The organism is Pseudomonas sp. PS01303, assembly GCF_029959385.1.
In the GTDB taxonomy this organism is placed as follows: domain Bacteria; phylum Pseudomonadota; class Gammaproteobacteria; order Pseudomonadales; family Pseudomonadaceae; genus Aquipseudomonas; species Aquipseudomonas rustica.
In genome coordinates this window covers 1-15,927 of sequence record NZ_JASCPK010000138.1, presented here as the reverse complement: position 1 = coordinate 15,927, position 15,927 = coordinate 1, and the positions used below count along the sequence as shown (strand labels likewise).

General features: G+C 60.2%; 15 protein-coding genes. 14 read left to right on the top strand and 1 reads right to left on the bottom strand.

The genetic code is table 11. From position 1 onward, the window contains the following. Window positions 1-145 precede the first annotated feature (145 nt). From catA to QMX93_RS25175, 8 genes are all read left to right on the top strand, one after another. Window positions 146-1,063: a catechol 1,2-dioxygenase gene (gene catA / locus QMX93_RS25210; protein WP_282358338.1), complete on the top strand. Its 918-nt coding sequence runs from the start codon at window positions 146-148 to the stop codon at window positions 1,061-1,063. 483 nt (window positions 1,064-1,546) lie between these two features. Further along, a complete protein-coding gene (locus QMX93_RS25205; RefSeq protein WP_282358336.1) occupies window positions 1,547-2,593 on the top strand; it encodes an isopenicillin N synthase family oxygenase in 1,047 nt (348 codons plus the stop codon). Between the two features lie 27 nt (window positions 2,594-2,620). Further along, complete coding sequence (locus QMX93_RS25200; RefSeq protein ID WP_053119562.1) at window positions 2,621-3,430, top strand: MetQ/NlpA family ABC transporter substrate-binding protein; 810 nt, start codon at window positions 2,621-2,623, stop codon at window positions 3,428-3,430. After that, window positions 3,427-4,227, top strand: coding sequence for a methionine ABC transporter ATP-binding protein (locus tag QMX93_RS25195; protein ID WP_212544552.1), 801 nt, complete (start codon window positions 3,427-3,429; stop codon window positions 4,225-4,227). The genes QMX93_RS25200 and QMX93_RS25195 overlap by 4 nt, the downstream gene beginning before the upstream one ends. Further along, the gene (locus QMX93_RS25190; protein ID WP_349016508.1) at window positions 4,224-4,895 is read left to right on the top strand and encodes a methionine ABC transporter permease; all 672 of its coding nucleotides are present in this window, start codon (window positions 4,224-4,226) and stop codon (window positions 4,893-4,895) included. Before QMX93_RS25195 ends, QMX93_RS25190 begins: the two co-directional genes overlap by 4 nt. Before the next feature lie 8 nt (window positions 4,896-4,903). After that, window positions 4,904-6,460, top strand: a complete 1,557-nt coding sequence (locus QMX93_RS25185; RefSeq protein ID WP_282358334.1) for a sugar ABC transporter ATP-binding protein — start codon at window positions 4,904-4,906, stop codon at window positions 6,458-6,460. Next, complete coding sequence (locus tag QMX93_RS25180; RefSeq protein ID WP_053119568.1) at window positions 6,453-7,478, top strand: ABC transporter permease; 1,026 nt, start codon at window positions 6,453-6,455, stop codon at window positions 7,476-7,478. The genes QMX93_RS25185 and QMX93_RS25180 overlap by 8 nt, the downstream gene beginning before the upstream one ends. A gap of 24 nt (window positions 7,479-7,502) precedes the next feature. Beyond that, window positions 7,503-8,558, top strand: a complete 1,056-nt coding sequence (locus QMX93_RS25175; RefSeq protein WP_282358333.1) for a substrate-binding domain-containing protein — start codon at window positions 7,503-7,505, stop codon at window positions 8,556-8,558. 148 nt (window positions 8,559-8,706) lie between these two features. On the opposite strand, the gene QMX93_RS25170 is transcribed toward QMX93_RS25175, so the two are convergent. Next, complete coding sequence (locus QMX93_RS25170) at window positions 8,707-9,654, bottom strand: transporter (RefSeq protein WP_282358332.1); 948 nt, start codon at window positions 9,652-9,654, stop codon at window positions 8,707-8,709. 210 nt (window positions 9,655-9,864) lie between these two features. On the opposite strand from QMX93_RS25170, the gene QMX93_RS25165 reads away from it, so the two are divergent. The 6 genes from QMX93_RS25165 to QMX93_RS25140 all read left to right on the top strand — a co-directional run bounded on the left by QMX93_RS25165 (window position 9,865) and on the right by QMX93_RS25140 (window position 15,847). Further along, window positions 9,865-10,905: an AraC family transcriptional regulator gene (locus QMX93_RS25165; protein ID WP_282358331.1), complete on the top strand. Its 1,041-nt coding sequence runs from the start codon at window positions 9,865-9,867 to the stop codon at window positions 10,903-10,905. A gap of 142 nt (window positions 10,906-11,047) precedes the next feature. Then, on the top strand, window positions 11,048-11,935 hold the full coding sequence (locus QMX93_RS25160) for a Dyp-type peroxidase (RefSeq protein WP_282358329.1): 888 nt from the start codon (window positions 11,048-11,050) through the stop codon (window positions 11,933-11,935). An 11-nt stretch (window positions 11,936-11,946) separates the two neighbouring features. Further along, entirely contained in the window at window positions 11,947-12,912 is a 966-nt protein-coding gene (locus tag QMX93_RS25155; RefSeq protein ID WP_282358328.1) for a Gfo/Idh/MocA family oxidoreductase, read from the top strand. A 183-nt stretch (window positions 12,913-13,095) separates the two neighbouring features. Further along, window positions 13,096-13,848, top strand: coding sequence for a GntR family transcriptional regulator (locus QMX93_RS25150; protein WP_282358327.1), 753 nt, complete (start codon window positions 13,096-13,098; stop codon window positions 13,846-13,848). Next, complete coding sequence (locus tag QMX93_RS25145; protein ID WP_122600338.1) at window positions 13,845-15,575, top strand: fumarate reductase/succinate dehydrogenase flavoprotein subunit; 1,731 nt, start codon at window positions 13,845-13,847, stop codon at window positions 15,573-15,575. Before QMX93_RS25150 ends, QMX93_RS25145 begins: the two co-directional genes overlap by 4 nt. Window positions 15,576-15,601: 26 nt before the next feature. After that, window positions 15,602-15,847, top strand: a complete 246-nt coding sequence (locus QMX93_RS25140; RefSeq protein WP_003225615.1) for a ferredoxin family protein — start codon at window positions 15,602-15,604, stop codon at window positions 15,845-15,847. The last annotated feature ends 80 nt before the right edge of the window (window positions 15,848-15,927 follow it).

Below are 15,927 nucleotides of genomic sequence, written 5' to 3'. Positions count from 1 at the left end.
GTGTGAGCCTTCTCGCGATAGCGGTCGTTTATTCAGCATCCATAGCGACTGATTGACCGCGATCGCGAGCAGGCTCACTCCTACAAGGGAAAAGGGTGTGAATTAAGAACTGCGTCAACACAATAACAAGATGAGGTAACCCACCATGACCGTGAAAATTGCCCATACGCCTGAGCTGCAAACCTTCTTCAAAGAAGCCGCCGGCTTCACCAACGACGACGGCAGTTCGCGCTTGAAAACCATCGTTTTGCGCGTACTGCAGGACACCGCGAAAATCATCGAAGACCTCGAAATCAGCGAAGACGAATTCTGGAAAGCCGTCGACTATCTCAATCGTTTGGGCGGTCGCTCGGAGGCGGGGTTGTTGGTCGCCGGTCTTGGCATCGAACACTTCCTCGACCTGCTCCAAGACGCCAAAGACGCACAAATCGGCTTGACCGGCGGCACGCCGCGCACCATCGAAGGGCCGCTCTACATCGCGGGTGCGCCGATGTGTGAAGGCGAGTGCCGCATGGACGATAGCAGCGAGGACGGCGTTGCCACGGTGATGTTTCTCCAAGGCCAGGTGCTTGACCTCCACGGCCAGCCGCTGGCCGGCGCCACAGTCGACGTGTGGCACGCCAATACCAAAGGCACCTACTCGTTTTTTGATCCGAGCCAGTCCGAATACAACCTGCGCCGCCGGATCATCACCGATGCCGAAGGCCGTTACCGCGCACGCAGCATCGTCCCCTCCGGATATGGCTGCGACCCGCAAGGCCCGACGCAGGAATGTCTGAACTTGCTCGGCCGCCACGGCCAGCGTCCGGCGCATGTGCACTTTTTTATCAGCGCACCGGGGCATCGGCACCTGACCACTCAGATCAATCTGTCGGGCGATCAATATTTGTGGGATGACTTTGCTTACGCGACCCGTGAAGGGTTGGTCGGCGAGGTGGTGTTCCATGAGCACGAAACGTTGGGACGCCACGCCAAACTCAAGTTCGACTTCCAGCTGCAACCCGCGCCAGATGCCAGCGCCGAACAGCGCAGCCAACGCCCCCGCGCGTTGCAAACGGATTGATACCGCGTTGTTTGTGGCCCTCACCCTAACCCTCTCCCGGAGGGAGAGGGGACTGAATGGGGGATGCTTGCGAGATACGCCGACCTGAACGATTTCTGCCGAATCCATAATCGCCACGATCTTTCAGGTCGATGTATCACGCCAGACACCACGGTCGGCCCCTCTACCTGAGGGTGAGAGAGCGCTGAATGGGGATTCGACCTGAACGATTTCTGCCGAATCCATAATCGCCACGATCTTTCAGGTCGATGTATCACGCCAGACACCACGGTCGGCCCCCTCTACCTCTGGGAGAGGGCTGGGGTGAGGGGAAAACAGGCCTAAGGTAATGCAAAAAAGATATTGGCCCAGCGTTTTTAAGATCGTTTAGTTTTGTCCTCAACGACGAATAAACGCATCAAACCGATAGACCCCCGATTGCCATGACGGCACACGCTGAATCGATCAAAGGTTCTTCAGGTTTGGTTCACCCAGGAGTGAATCATGCCGCATACCTTGGATATCACCACACTGCCAACCCTCGACCTGTCCCTGTTCGAAGGCACCGCACAACAGCGTTACCAATTTCTGGAAAGCCTGCGCCACGCCGCCCGTGATGTCGGTTTCTTCTACCTCACCGGCCACGGCATCGACAGTACGCTGCTCGAGCAAGTGCAGGCCCACGCCCGACAATTCTTCGCCTTGCCCGACAGCGAAAAAACCGCCGTCGGCATGATCAATTCGCCGCATTTTCGCGGCTACAACCGTGCGGCTTCCGAGATCACTCGCGGGCAACCCGATCAGCGCGAACAGTTTGATCTCGGCGCCGAGCGTGAGGCTCTACCGTTAAACGAAGACAGTCCATTGTGGGCGCGGCTGCAAGGCCCCAACCAATGGCCAGCGGCACTCCCCGAACTGAAACCGTTGCTGCTCGAATGGCAACAGGCGATGACGCGCATGTCGTTGCGCTTGCTGCGGGCCTTCGCTCAGGCGCTGTCACTGCGCGCCGATGCCTTCGATCAGCTCTATGGTGACAAACCCAACGAACACATCAAGCTGATGCGCTACCCCGGCCAGTTGAGCGAGGCGAGCCATCAAGGCGTCGGCGCGCACAAGGATTCCGGGTTCTTGAGTTTTCTGCTGCAAGACCAACAGGCCGGGCTGCAAGTCGAGATCGAAGAGGGCCGCTGGATCGACGCATTACCCCGCGAAAACACCTTGGTGGTGAACATCGGCGAGCTGCTCGAACTGGCCACCAACGGTTATCTGCGCGCCACGGTGCACCGCGTGGTATCGCCACCGGCGGGCAGCGAACGCCTGTCGATCGCGTTCTTCCTCGGCGCGCAACTCGATGCGGTGGTGCCGCTGTACCCGTTGCCCACCGTGCTGTTGCGCGAGGCGCGCGGGCCGGCGAGTGATCCGCTCAATCCGCTGTTTCGTGATGTCGGCTGGAACTACCTCAAGGGTCGTTTGCGCTCACATCCGGACGTTGCGCAGCGCTTCTACGGCGACGCGTTGCTGCCGCCAGTACCTGTTCGTAAAACCGCCTGATTCATCATTCGCTCAAGGACTCCGCACATGATTAAAAAAGCAGGTTTGACCCTGGCCGTCCTCGGCGCACTGGTGAGCTCTTTCGGCGCGCAGGCCCTGGAACCGTTACGCGTTGCCGCCGACCCGGTGCCCCACGCGCAGATCCTCGCGTATATCCAGAAAATCGATCCGCAACTCAACCTCAAAGTCATCGAAATCCCCAACGGTGTGAACTCCAATGAGCTGCTGGTACACGGTGATGTCGACGCCAATTACTTCCAGCACCTGCCGTATCTGAAATCTCAGGAGCAGGCGCTCGGCGAGAAACTCGCGGTGGCGGCCACGGTGCATATCGAGCCATTGGGGATTTATTCACGTCGGCACAAAAGCTTCGCCGACGTGCCGGAAAAAGGCACGGTCGCCGTACCCAACAACGTCACCAACTTGAGCCGCGCGCTGTACCTGTTGCAGGACAACGGCCTGATCAAGCTCAAACCCGGTTTCAACGATCCGGCCGCCGATCAGGCAACGCCCAAGGACATCGCCGAAAACCCGAAACAACTGAAGATCCTCGAAATCGAATCGCCGCAGATTCCACGCTCGCTCGACGACGTCGATCTGGCGGTGATCAACGGCAACTACGCGCTCGACGCAGGTCTGGTGCCGGCCAAAGACGCCTTGGGCCTCGAGAAGGCCGAGCACAATCCCTATGCCAACATTCTGGTGACCACACCGAAGCTGGAGCACGATCCGCGCATCGCGCAACTGGCCAAGGATCTGACCTCGCCGGAAGTCGCCAAATACATCACCGATAACTTTGCCGGCTCGGTGATTCCGGTGGCGGGCGGCAAGCCATGATCGCCGTCGAGCAGTTGAGCAAAACCTACGCGTCGGCCACGCAACCGGCGCTGGATCAGGTCTCGCTGAGCATTCCTGACGGCGCGGTCTACGGGATTCTCGGGCGGAGCGGGGCGGGCAAGTCGACGCTGCTGCGTTGCCTCAACCTGCTTGAACGACCGGACAGCGGCAAAATTCTGATTGATGGTGTGGATCTGCTGGCGCTGTCCGACAGCGAACTGCGCAAGCAACGTCAGCGCATCGGCATGATCTTTCAGGGCTTCAACCTGCTGCACTCGCGCAACGTGTTCGACAACATCGCCGTGCCGCTGGAAATCGCCAACGTCGGCAAACCGTGGCGCCATGTGCGAGTTCGCGAACTGCTGGAACTGGTCGGTTTGAGCGACAAGGCGCAAGCCTTTCCGTCGCAACTGTCCGGCGGGCAAAAGCAGCGAGTAGGGATTGCCCGCGCCTTGGCTGCGGAGCCTGCGTATCTGTTGTCGGACGAAGCCACCAGCGCCCTCGACCCGGAAACCACCGCTTCAATTCTTGATCTGCTGCGCGACATCAATCGGCAATTGGGCCTGACCATCGTGCTGATCACCCACGAGCTCGATGTGGTCAAGTCGATCTGCGATCACGCCGCATTTATGGCCAATGGACGGCTGGTCGAGGCCGGGCCGGTGCCACGGCTGCTCGCCGATCCGCAATCGGCGCTCGGCAGTTCACTGCGTCCGACTTGCGGATTACCGCTGGGCCATGACGCCCCGGGCCTGACCTTCCTCAAGCAATACGGCGTAAGGGCGGCGCAGTCATGAACCGTTCGATCAATTGGGATGAAATCCTGCAACTGGTGTTCAACGCCACTGGCGAAACCCTGTACATGGTGTTGCTCGCGGGGCTGTTCACGCTGCTGATCGGTTTGCCGCTGGGTGTGCTGCTGTTTATCAGTCGCCGTGACGGATTGCGGCCGATGCCGCGTTTCAACGCGGCCCTCAGCAGTCTGGTCAATCTCGGACGTTCGCTGCCGTTCGTGGTGATGCTGATCGCCTTGATTCCGCTGACCCGTCTGGTCGTCGGCACCACGCTGGGTAGCACGGCTGCGGTAGTGCCGATCACCATTGGCGCGTTTCCGTTCTTCGCGCGCATCGTCGAAAACGCGCTGGACGAAGTCGACAAGGGCCGCATCGAAGCGATCCTCGCCATGGGTGGCGACATCGGCCATGTGATTTTCAAAGTGCTGCTGCCCGAAGCCCTGCCGGCGTTGCTCGCGGGCATCACCCTGACGCTGGTGATGTTGATCGGTTTTTCCTCGATGGCCGGGGTCATCGGTGGCGGCGGGCTCGGCGATCTGGCGATCCGTTATGGCTATCAGCGTTTCAACAATGAAGTGATGGTCGTCACCGTGGTGGTGTTGGTCATCCTCGTTCAGGGCGTGCAAAGCCTGGGCGATCGGCTCGTGCGTTCGCTGGCTCATCGCCGCTAAGGAAATTTATGAGTGCGCCTGTCGCCGTGGCACCTGAGCCACTGATTCGGGTACGTGAACTGAGCAAAGCGTTTGGCTCGAACCGGGCACTGGATCGGGTCAGCCTTGAGATTTATCCCGCCGAAGTGGTCGCGTTACTCGGCGCCAATGGCGCCGGGAAATCGACGTTGGTGAAGATTCTCGCCGGCAGTCAAAACGCGGATGCTGGCGAGATTCTCGTCGAGGGCCAGCCGCGCCATTTCAGCTCGCCACTGTCGGCGCGCAGGGTCGGGATTGTTGCGGTGCATCAGCAGATCAACGAGGGCATCGCGCCGGGTTTGAGCGTGGCCGAAAACCTCCTGCTCGATGAGCTGTGCAAGCCCGATGCGAACTTCTGGCTTAACCGCAAACGCCTGCTGGAACGCGCCGCGAGTATCGCCGCCGGTCTCGGCCTGAGCTTGCCGCTGGAGCAACCCATCGAACATCTTGGCCAGGCCGAACGGCAATTGGTCGTACTCGCTCGCGCCTTTGCCTTGCAGCCGCGTTTGCTGATTCTCGACGAGCCGACGGCGGCATTATCCGATGCCGAAGCGCAGCGCCTGTTTGGTTTGATCGACACGTTGCGCAGCCGTGGCGTGGCGATTTTGTATATCTCGCATCGCTTGTCCGATCTGCAACGGGTGGCTGATCGCGCGATTGTTTTGCGTGACGGGCGGTTGGCCGGCGAATTCAGCGCTCGGCAGTTGCCCGAGGCGGTTCACGCAATGCTTGGGCAATCACTGGCCGCGCATGTTTACACGCCGCAAGTGGCAGGGCGGGAAGTGCTGAAACTCCGTGCGGTAAAAGTGCTGCCGCGCTCGAAGCCTTTCGATCTGACCTTGCACGAAAACGAAGTGGTGGTGCTGACCGGGTTGCTCGGCGCCGGCAAAACCGAGATCGCCGAAGTGCTGTTCGGTTTACGCTCATTGGCGGAGGGCAGCGTGCAATTGGCTGGCGTTGACTGGCAGCCGGGTTCGCCACGGGAGGCGATTCGCAGCGGGGTTTTCTACGCCGCCGAAGATCGCGCCAGTCATTCGCTGGTGCCGGATTTCTCTCTGCGTCGCACGCTGACCTTGCCGTTTCTGGAGCGTTTCACCCGTGGCGGTTTTATTCGCAATCGCGCCGAAGCGGCGGCGGTCGAAGCGCAGGTCGCCGCGCTGGGCATCAAGACTGCCGGCATCGATGTGCCGATGCCTGCGCTGTCCGGCGGCAATCAGCAAAAGGTTGTACTCGGCCGCTGGCTGCTCGGGGAAGGGCGGGTGTTGATCCTTGATGAACCGTTCCAGGGTGTCGACGTCCGCGCCCGTCGCGAAATCGGCCAACTGCTGCGCGACAGTGCCAAGGGCCGGGCGACGCTGGTGATTTGCGCCGATGTCGATGAAGCGCTGGAAATTGCCGATCGAATTCTCCTGGTGCGCGATCACGCGGTCGTCGCCGAATACCCGCGCGCCGGTCTGAACCGTGCCGAACTGGTCGCGGCATTGGCCGGCAGCGACGTTACCGAACATCCCCCTCAAGCCACGCCAAGGAGCAGAGCGAGTGCCTGATTCGAGTTCACTGTTATCGAGCGCACCGGCACCTGCCGAGCGCCTGCTGCAAGCGTTGATCCGCTATGGCCTGTTGTGGCTGCTGGCGGCCATCGTGGTGTTTTTCAGCTTCGCAGAGCCGGCGTTTCTGCGTGTCGGCAATCTGTTCAGCATTCTGCAATCGGTATCGATTGTCGCGCTGCTGGCCTTGGGCGTGACCTTGACCATGGCCGTCGGTGGCCTCGATTTGTCGATTGGCGCGGTCGCGGCGATGAGCCTGATGATCGCCAGTTACGTCATGGTCGTGCTCGGTTGGGGCGCGGTGCCGGCGGTGTTGATCAGCCTGGCGGGCGGTGCGCTGGTCGGCCTGCTCAATGGCTGGCTGATCGTCAAACTGCGGGTGCCGGACATTCTTGCCACGTTGGGCAGCATGTTTCTGGTGATCGGCGTGCAGTTAATTCCTACCGGTGGCCGCTCGATTGCGGTGGGCATGACGCTGCCCAACGGTGAGGAAACCGAGGGCGCATTCAGTGCCGCGTTTCTTGCGTTGGGCCGTGGGCGGCTGTGGGAAGTCGTACCAATTCCGGTGTTGATCACTGCGGTGGTTGCGGTGGCGGTGTGGCTGTTTCTTGAACGTACGCGCATCGGTCGGCTGTTCTATGCCATCGGCGGCAACGAGCAGGCTGCGCGACTGGCCGGGGCGCCGGTGCAGCGCTTCAAACTGTTGGCTTACGTGCTGTCGTCGTTACTGGCGTCGCTCGGCGGATTGTTGCTCGCGGCGCGGTTGGGCCGTGGCGATGTCAGCTCCGGCAACGGTCTGGTGCTCGACGCGCTTGGCGCCGCGCTGATCGGTTTTGCCGTGCTCGGCGCGAAGAAACCCAACGCCTTTGGCACGCTGATCGGCGCACTGTTGGTCGCCTCGCTGCTCAATGGCCTGACCATGCTCAATGCGCCGTATTACGCGCAGGATTTCGTCAAGGGACTGGTGTTGGTGCTGGCCCTGATGTTCACCTTCGGCCTCGCGCATCGGGCGCGCTGAGCTGCTTTTATTCAAGGATGTTGTATGCACGGTTCAATCAAACAGTTCGCGCGCCATTGCCTCACCGGCGCGGTGCTTTCGGTATTGGCGCTTAACGCGCAGGCCAAGGCATTGCCCGGCGCTCCGGCGCCGTTCGATAAGGGCCAGGTGCAGATTGCGTTGGTGGGCTATCTGTTTTCCGGGGATTTTCCCGAAGCGTATTTGCGTGGTGTGGAGAAACAGACTGAAGCGCTCGGCGCCAATCTGCGGGTGTTTGATGCGCGGCAGCAGGCGGCGAGTCAGGGCGAGATGATCGATCAGGCGGCTGACCTCGGTGTCGACGGCATCATCGTGCAACTCGGTCTGGCCGAAACTCTCAAAGGCCCGATCGACCGGGCGCTCGCCAAAGGCATCAAAGTCGTTGCCTTCGATGTTGATCTGAACACGCCGCAAGTCACCCAAGTTGAACAGGATCACCACGCACTGGCGCGTCTGGCACTCGATCAAGCGGTGAAGGACAACGGCACGCGCTTCGACGCTGGCTACGTGTACATCAGCGGTTTTACCCCGATGGAGCGACGTGACGAGATCTGGAGTCAGGTGAAAAAGGCCAATCCGGGGATCATCGAGAAAGCGCGTTTCGGCACGCTCAACCCGCCAATCGCCAACTCCGTCGCCGATCAGGCCAGCGCCGTGCTGCGCGCCAATCCCGACATCAGCGTGATCTTCGCGCCGTTCGACGAATTCGCCAAAGGCGCGAAAATCGCCGTCGACGAAGCCGGACTGGCGAGCAAAGTGAAAATCTACAGCGCCGACATCTCCACCGCCGATATCCAGATCATGAAAGAACCCAACAGCGCCTGGGCCGCGACGGCAGCGGTCAATCCACAAGTCGCCGGTGCGATCAGCGTGCGCAGTCTGGCGATGCTGATTGCCGGGGAAAACCCGGGGCAGCACGTGCTGGTGCCACCGACCTTGATCACGCGGCAGCAGTTGCTGGATCTCGACGTGAAGAACGTGCGCGACCTGGCGCAGAAACTGCCGGCGTTTGGCGATACGGCAGATGTGGCGCGGGCGGCTTGGATTCCGGTGGTGAATTAAGCCGCTTGTTTGCGCAGTAGAAATGCTCGCATGAACACCGCTTGTCCGTAGGAGCTGAGCTTGCTCGCGAAGGCGTAGTGTCAGGCGACACCTCTAATACCTGACATGCCGCCTTCGCGAGCAAGCTCTGCTCCTACAGGTTTACGCGTCAGAAGGCGTAGGGGATGCTGACCTTGGCCCAGAGCATTTCGCCTTCCGGGCGATTTTCCACGTCGAATTCCTTGGCCCAGCGGATCTCCGCGCTGGCGTATTTGAGGAACGTCCAGTGCAGCGCCGGGCCGATGGCGAACACTTTGCCGCGCACGCCGTCGTCGACATCCTGCCCGGCGAATTGCACGGTGTGGCCGAACTGTTTGTCGTCGGTGGTTTGCTGGAGGAAGTAGCCGTTGATGCCGAGCATCAGGTCGTCGGTGAGCTTGTAGCTGGCCGAATAATCGAAGTGGAAGATCTGCCCGGACTTGTAGTCGGTGTCTTTGTTCTTCTCGTTGAAGCTGTAGGTGGTCTTCATCGACACCTCGGTTTTATCCGTCGGCAGCCAGGTGAAGGAGAACAGCGGCTTGTAGGTGTAGAAATTGTTGCTGGTGTTTGCCAGCCGATCGACGCTGTATTCGCCGGTCGGCACGGTGATTTCCAGGGCCGCGCCGAGGGTCAGGTTTTTGCCCATATCCCACAAAATGATCGGCGCAACGGTGGTGTCGCCCATGCCTTCGCGTGTGTCGCTGAGGCCGAACACCGAGACTTCCTGCTTCAACCACGGCTGTGCGATGTAGCCGGCCAGACGCCCACCGAACACGCGCACCGGGCTCAAGTAGTCGAGGCGCGGAATCACCGCCGTCGATTCAATTTCGACATTCGGCACCTTGCCGCCCAGCGAACTGATGTTGAGCTTGCTCGACTTGTAATGGTTGTAGTAGACGTTGAACGCGACCATGTTCTCCGGAAGGCTGTCGACTTCCAGCGGCAGCATGAAGAAACCGTCGGTGCCGGGGCCGATGTTGTCGACGCCGGCTTCGGTGGCCAGCGCCGGTACAGTCGCGGCGCAGCCCAGCAAGGAAAGGGCCAGGCGCAAGGGGAATGTCGCGCGGTTCGGGTGCATATCCGTCCTCATTATTATTGTGTTGTGACGCAACGCCGGTACGCAGCACGCCCGGCACTATAGAAATAAGCCGTTGGCGCCTGTCAGGGCAGGGTATTGGCGGACACTGAGGGGGACTTCTGCGGACAGTCCGTCACGCCTGTGCTAACTTCCTTCGACATAACCGGTTACAAAAATAACAATCAAGCGTGATCCGGATAGTCAGCCCCCATGAATGTAAAAGTCCAAGACCCCACTTTCGAACTGGCGCTGGTGTCGCCGTTCCTCCTGCAAACCCTCGCCGAAGTCGCGCAGAACAAGGGCGTCGAGCCCGAGAGCCTGTGCCGTGGCCTGGGTTTTACCCTTGAAGACCTGCAGGATCCGGCGCAGCGGATTTCCTATCGCCAGGCTGTGGCGATGATTCAGCGCGCGTTAAAAGTGCTGCCCAATCAGGGCCTCGGCTTATGGGTGGGCGCACAGAATGTGCTGGGCACGCTGGGCTTGCTCGGGCATGTGTTGTCGCTGTGCAAGACTTTGCGCGACGCGTTTGCCTTGGGCATTCGTCATCAGCACACGTCGGGCGGGATTGTGGTGTCGAGTGTCGATGTGGTTGGCGATCAGGTGCACCTTGATGCTGATTGTCGGTTGCCGTTCGCCGAAGTGCAGGTGTTCGCGGTCGAGGAGTTTTTTGCCAGTTTGCTGGTGTACGGCCGGGCGCTAGCCGGGGCTGATTTTGCGCCGATTGCGGTGGAGTTTGTGCATGCCGCGCCGGATTACCTGAGCGAATATCACCGACTGCTTGGGCCGAATGTGCGCTTCGGTTGCCTGCACAATCGCATGTTGATCGATGTGCGCTGGCTCGATGTGAACCTGCCCAATCACCATTCGCTGGCGCTGCGGCAGGCAGTGAAACTGCTGGAGCTGGAAGCGGCGCAGGTGCATCAGAAGCTTGATCTGATTCAGGCGGTGGAGCGGGCGATTGCGCGGGATCTGAGCAGCGGCAGTCATATCGAGAAGATTGCCGGTGATTTGAACATGAGCAGCCGCACCTTGCGCCGACGGTTGACCGAGCATGCGCTGACGTTTGAGGCGCTGCTGGAGCAAGTGCGGCAGGCGCGGACGATGAGTCTGCTGGCGAACCCGGACATGCCGATAGAGCGGATTACCGAAGAGGTGGGCTACAGCGATGTGCGCAGTTTTCGCCGGGCGTTCAAGCGGTGGACGGGGATGAGCCCGAGTGCGTGGCGCCAGGAAAGCGTTACAGCTGTTTAAAAGATCAAAAGATCGCAGCCTTCGGCAGCTCCTACCCTGATCCCTGTAGGAGCTGCCGAAGGCTGCGATCTTTTGATCTTGCTTCAACCCCACAAACTGTCTGGCTACAGGTAAACTCCGCGCACTTTTTCGAGGAGTTCACATGAGTTACTACCAGCCGGGCATTCTCGCCACCCCCGTTCCTGCGCAAGCACGTCACCTGTTTTTCGCGCTTCAGTCAGTTGAAGCGCTGCCACAGGCGATCGACAACCTGATGAATCTGGTGGACGGCAAGTCGGCGGTGGTCGGTTTCGGTGAATCCCTGGTCAAGGCCCTCAACGTCCAGATTGACGGCCTGCGCAGCTTCCCGGCGATGTCCGGCGTCGGCGTGGAAAACCCGTCGACTCAACACGCACTGTGGGTCTGGCTGCACGGCGTCGACCGTGGTGAATTGCTCAACCGCTGCAACGCCCTCGAAGCCGCACTCGCCCCGGCCCTGTGCCTGGTTGAGATGCAGGAAGCCTTCCGCCACAAGGACGGCCACGACCTGACCGGCTACGAAGACGGCACTGAAAACCCGCACGACGAAGCCGCCATCGCCGCCGCCCTGCAAAGCGCCGGCACTGACGGCATGGTCGGCGGCAGCTTCGCCGCAATCCAGCAGTGGCAGCACGATCTCAAGGGTTTCCACAAACTCTCGGCCGATGACAAAGACAACATCATGGGCCGTCGCCTCAGCGACAACGAAGAGATCGACGACGCGCCAGTCTCCGCCCACGTCAAACGCACCGCGCAGGAAAGCTTCGCGCCGGAAGCGTTCGTCGTGCGCCGTTCGATGCCGTGGATTGAAGGCGATCGTGCGGGCCTGATGTTCCTCGCGTTCGGCTTCTCGCTGGATGCCTTCGAAGCACAACTGCGACGCATGAGCGGTCTCGAAGATGGCATCACCGACGGTCTGTATCGCATCAGCCGGCCGATCACCGGTGGTTACTACTGGTGCCCGCCGTTGAAGGATGGTCACCTCGATCTGCGCGCCTTGCGCATCGGCTAAAGGAGTAAAAAATGAACGTGGTGCGTTGGGGCATGATCGGGTGCGGCAGCGTCGCTGAACGCAAGAGCGGGCCGGCCTTCTACAAGGCGCCTGGTTCTGCGCTGGTGGCGGTGATGGGCCGACGCCTTCAAGCGGTGACTGACTACGCTGCGCGCCACGGCATCGCGCGGGTCTACACCGATGTCGATGCGCTGATCAACGATCCCGAGGTCGACGCGGTGTACATCGCCACGCCACCCGACAGCCACCACGCCTACAGCCTGAAAGTCGCCGCCGCCGGCAAACATTGCTGCGTGGAAAAACCCATGGCGCTGAACGCCGGGCAAAGCCGCGAGATGCAACAGGCGTTTGCCGACGCTGGTCTGCACTTGTTCGTTTCCTACTACCGTCGTTCATTGCCGCGATTTGCGCAGGTGCGGCAGTGGCTGGAGGAGGGGCGCATCGGTGAGGTTCGACATCTGAGCTGGACGCTGACCAAAGCGCCGTCGCCGGTTGATCTCGATGGCCGCGACAACTGGCGCACCGATCCGGCGGTGGCCGGTGGCGGTTACTTCGCCGATCTGGCCAGCCACGGTTTTGACCTGTTTCAGTATCTGCTCGGCGATATCGTTGAAGTGGCCGGATTCACGGCGCGACAGGCGGGTCTGTACGCGGCGGAAGATGCCGTCAGCGCCAGTTGGCGATTCGCCTCCGGGGCCTTGGGCATGGGTTGCTGGAGTTTTGTTGCGGATCGGCGCGAGGATCGTGTCGAGATCATCGGCAGCCTGGGGCGGATCAGTTTTTCGGTGTTTGATGAACATCCTGTGCAACTGCATGCGGATGAAGTCGTCAGCCTGGAAATCCCGCATCACGAACACATCCAGTGGCATCACGTGCTGGGCATGAATGCGCATATTCGGGGTGATTCACAACACCCTGCAGTCGCCGAGCAAGCGCTCAAGACTGACTGGGTCATGGATCAAATCCTCAAACGTTAAGATCAAAAGATCGCAGCCTTCGGCAGCTCCTACAGGGGATCGCGGTCTCATGTAGGAGCTGCCGAAGGCTGCGATCTTTTGATTTTCAACACCGAATCTAAGGTTATGCCCAAACAATATTTCTAACCTTGTCATAACAACTCTAAGATCACGTCATAACTCGTTATAACAAGTGATCCCGCGATGACCGATAACGTTCTCTCCCTCAGTAGCGTTCCTCTGCACACCCAATTACGCGACGTCCTCCGTGCGCGCATTCTCGACGGCGAATACCCGCAAGACAGTCAGATGCCGTCCGAAAGCGAACTCGGTGCACTGTTCAAAGTCAGCCGCATCACAGTGCGTCAGGCGCTCGGCGATCTGCAAAAGGAAGGCCTGATCTTCAAGATCCACGGCAAAGGCACCTTCGTCGCCAAGCCGAAAACCTTTCAAAACGTCAGCAGCCTGCAAGGCCTCGCCGAGTCCATGACCGGGCGCGGTTACGAGGTGATCAACCGCCTGCGCAGCTTCAAATTCATCCCGGCCGACAAGCGCGTGGCCGAGCGTTTGCAGGTCGCCGAAGGCGAGATCGTCGCGCAGATCAAACGCGTGCGGCTAATCAACCGCGAGCCGATTTCGCTTGAAATCACCCACCTGCCCAAAGCCGTCGGCGAGCGGTTGGAGAAGGCTGATCTGGTCACCCGCGACATCTTTCTGATCCTCGAAAACGACTGCGGCATCGCCCTCGGTCACGCTGATCTGGCCATCGACGCGGTGCTGGCCGACAGCGACCTGACCCAGGCGCTGAATGTCGAGGCTGGCTCGCCGATCATGCGCATCGAACGTCTGACCCACGACGCCCAGGGCCAACCGCTGGACTTCGAACACCTTTACTACCGTGGCGATGCATTCCAGTACCGCCTGCGGATCGACCGGCAAAAAGGGGAGCAGGCATGACCCGCAACGTTCTCGAACAGGAATACGACATCGTCGTCATCGGCGGCGGCACTGCCGGGCCGATGGCCGCGATCAAGGCCAAGGAAAAGAACCGCGACTTGCGCGTGTTGCTGGTCGACAAGGCCAACGTCAAACGCAGCGGCGCGATCAGCATGGGCATGGACGGCCTGAACAACGCGATCATCCCCGGCCACTCGACGCCGGAGCAGTACACCAAGGAAATCACCATCGCCAATGACGGCATCGTCAACCAAGCTGCGGTGTACGCCTACGCGACCCACAGCTTCGAAACCATCGAACAGTTGGATCGCTGGGGTGTGAAGTTCGAGAAGGACGAAACCGGCGATTACGCAGTGAAAAAAGTCCATCACATGGGCGCCTACGTGCTGCCGATGCCGGAAGGGCACGACATCAAAAAAGTCCTCTATCGCCAGTTGAAACGTGCGCGGGTGAGCATCACCAATCGCCTCGTCTGCACGCGATTGCTGACCGACGAGGAGGGCACCGTCAACGGGGTGATGGGTTTTGATTGCCGTACCGCTGACTTCCATGTGATCAAAGCCAAAGCGGTAATCCTCGCCTGCGGCGCTGCCGGGCGACTCGGCCTGCCATCCTCGGGCTACCTGATGGGCACCTACGAAAACCCGACCAATGCCGGCGACGGCTACGCGATGGCCTATCACGCCGGCGCCGAACTGGCCAACCTCGAGTGCTTTCAGATCAACCCGCTGATCAAAGATTACAACGGCCCGGCCTGCGCTTACGTCACCGGCCCGCTGGGCGGCTACACCGCCAACAACAAGGGCGAACGCTTCATCGAGTGCGACTACTGGAGCGGGCAGATGATGTGGGAATTCCACCAGGAACTGGAGAGCGGCAACGGCCCGGTGTTCCTCAAACTCGATCACCTGGCCGAAGAAACCATCCAGAACATCGAGGAAATTCTGCACAGCAACGAGCGCCCGAGTCGCGGCCAGTTCCACGCCAATCGCGGCACCGACTACCGCACGCAAATGGTTGAAATGCACATCTCCGAAATCGGTTTTTGCAGCGGCCACTCGGCGTCCGGTGTATGGGTCAACGAGCGTGCCGAGACCTCGGTGAAAGGTTTGTATTCGGCGGGTGACATGGCTGCCGTGCCGCATAACTACATGCTTGGCGCCTTCACCTACGGCTGGTTTGCCGGGCACAACGCCGCCGATTTTGTCGCCGGTCGCGAGTTTTCTGCGCTGGATGCCGAGCAGATCGAGAAGGAAAAAGCCCGGGTCTACGCGCCGCTGGATCGCGAACACGGTCTGCCGCCGGCGCAGGTCGAATACAAGCTGCGACGCTTCGTTAACGACTACCTGCAACCGCCGAAAGTGACCAAGAAAATGCAGATCGGCCTGCAACGCTTCAGCGACATCGAACGCGATCTTGAGCAGATGAAAGCCAACAACGCCCACGAACTGATGCGCGCCATGGAAACCAGCGTGATTCGCGACTGCGCCGAAATGGCTGCGCGCGCCTCGTTGTTCCGTGCGGAAAGCCGCTGGGGTCTTTATCACTATCGTGTCGATCACCCGCAGCGCAACGACAGCGAGTGGTTCTGCCATTGCCACTTGAAGAAGGGCGATGACGGTCAGATGACCAGTTTCAAGAAAGCCGTCGAGCCTTACATCATCCCGCTCGATGCCGAGGAAATGCAGGCCTACGACCGTTTGCGGGTCGGCGCCTTTGCCGCTTGATGCACACCTGAAAGAGAGTCCGAACCATGGCCTATCAAGCTCAAGAAATCTTCTTCCGCTCCAACGCCCCCGTCACCGTGGACGAGGACAAATGCATCGCCGAAAAGGGTTGCACCGTGTGTGTCGACGTTTGCCCGATGGACTTGCTGGCGATTAATCCGGCGACGCAGAAGGCCTACATGGCGTTCGATGAATGCTGGTACTGCATGCCGTGCGAGAAGGATTGCCCGACGGGTGCCGTGAAAGTCGACATTCCCTATCTCCTCCGTTGAAACCCGATCCCTGTAGGAGTGAGCCTGCTCGCGATAGCGGTGGGTCAGATTTAGATGTGCTGGCTGACACACCGCTATCG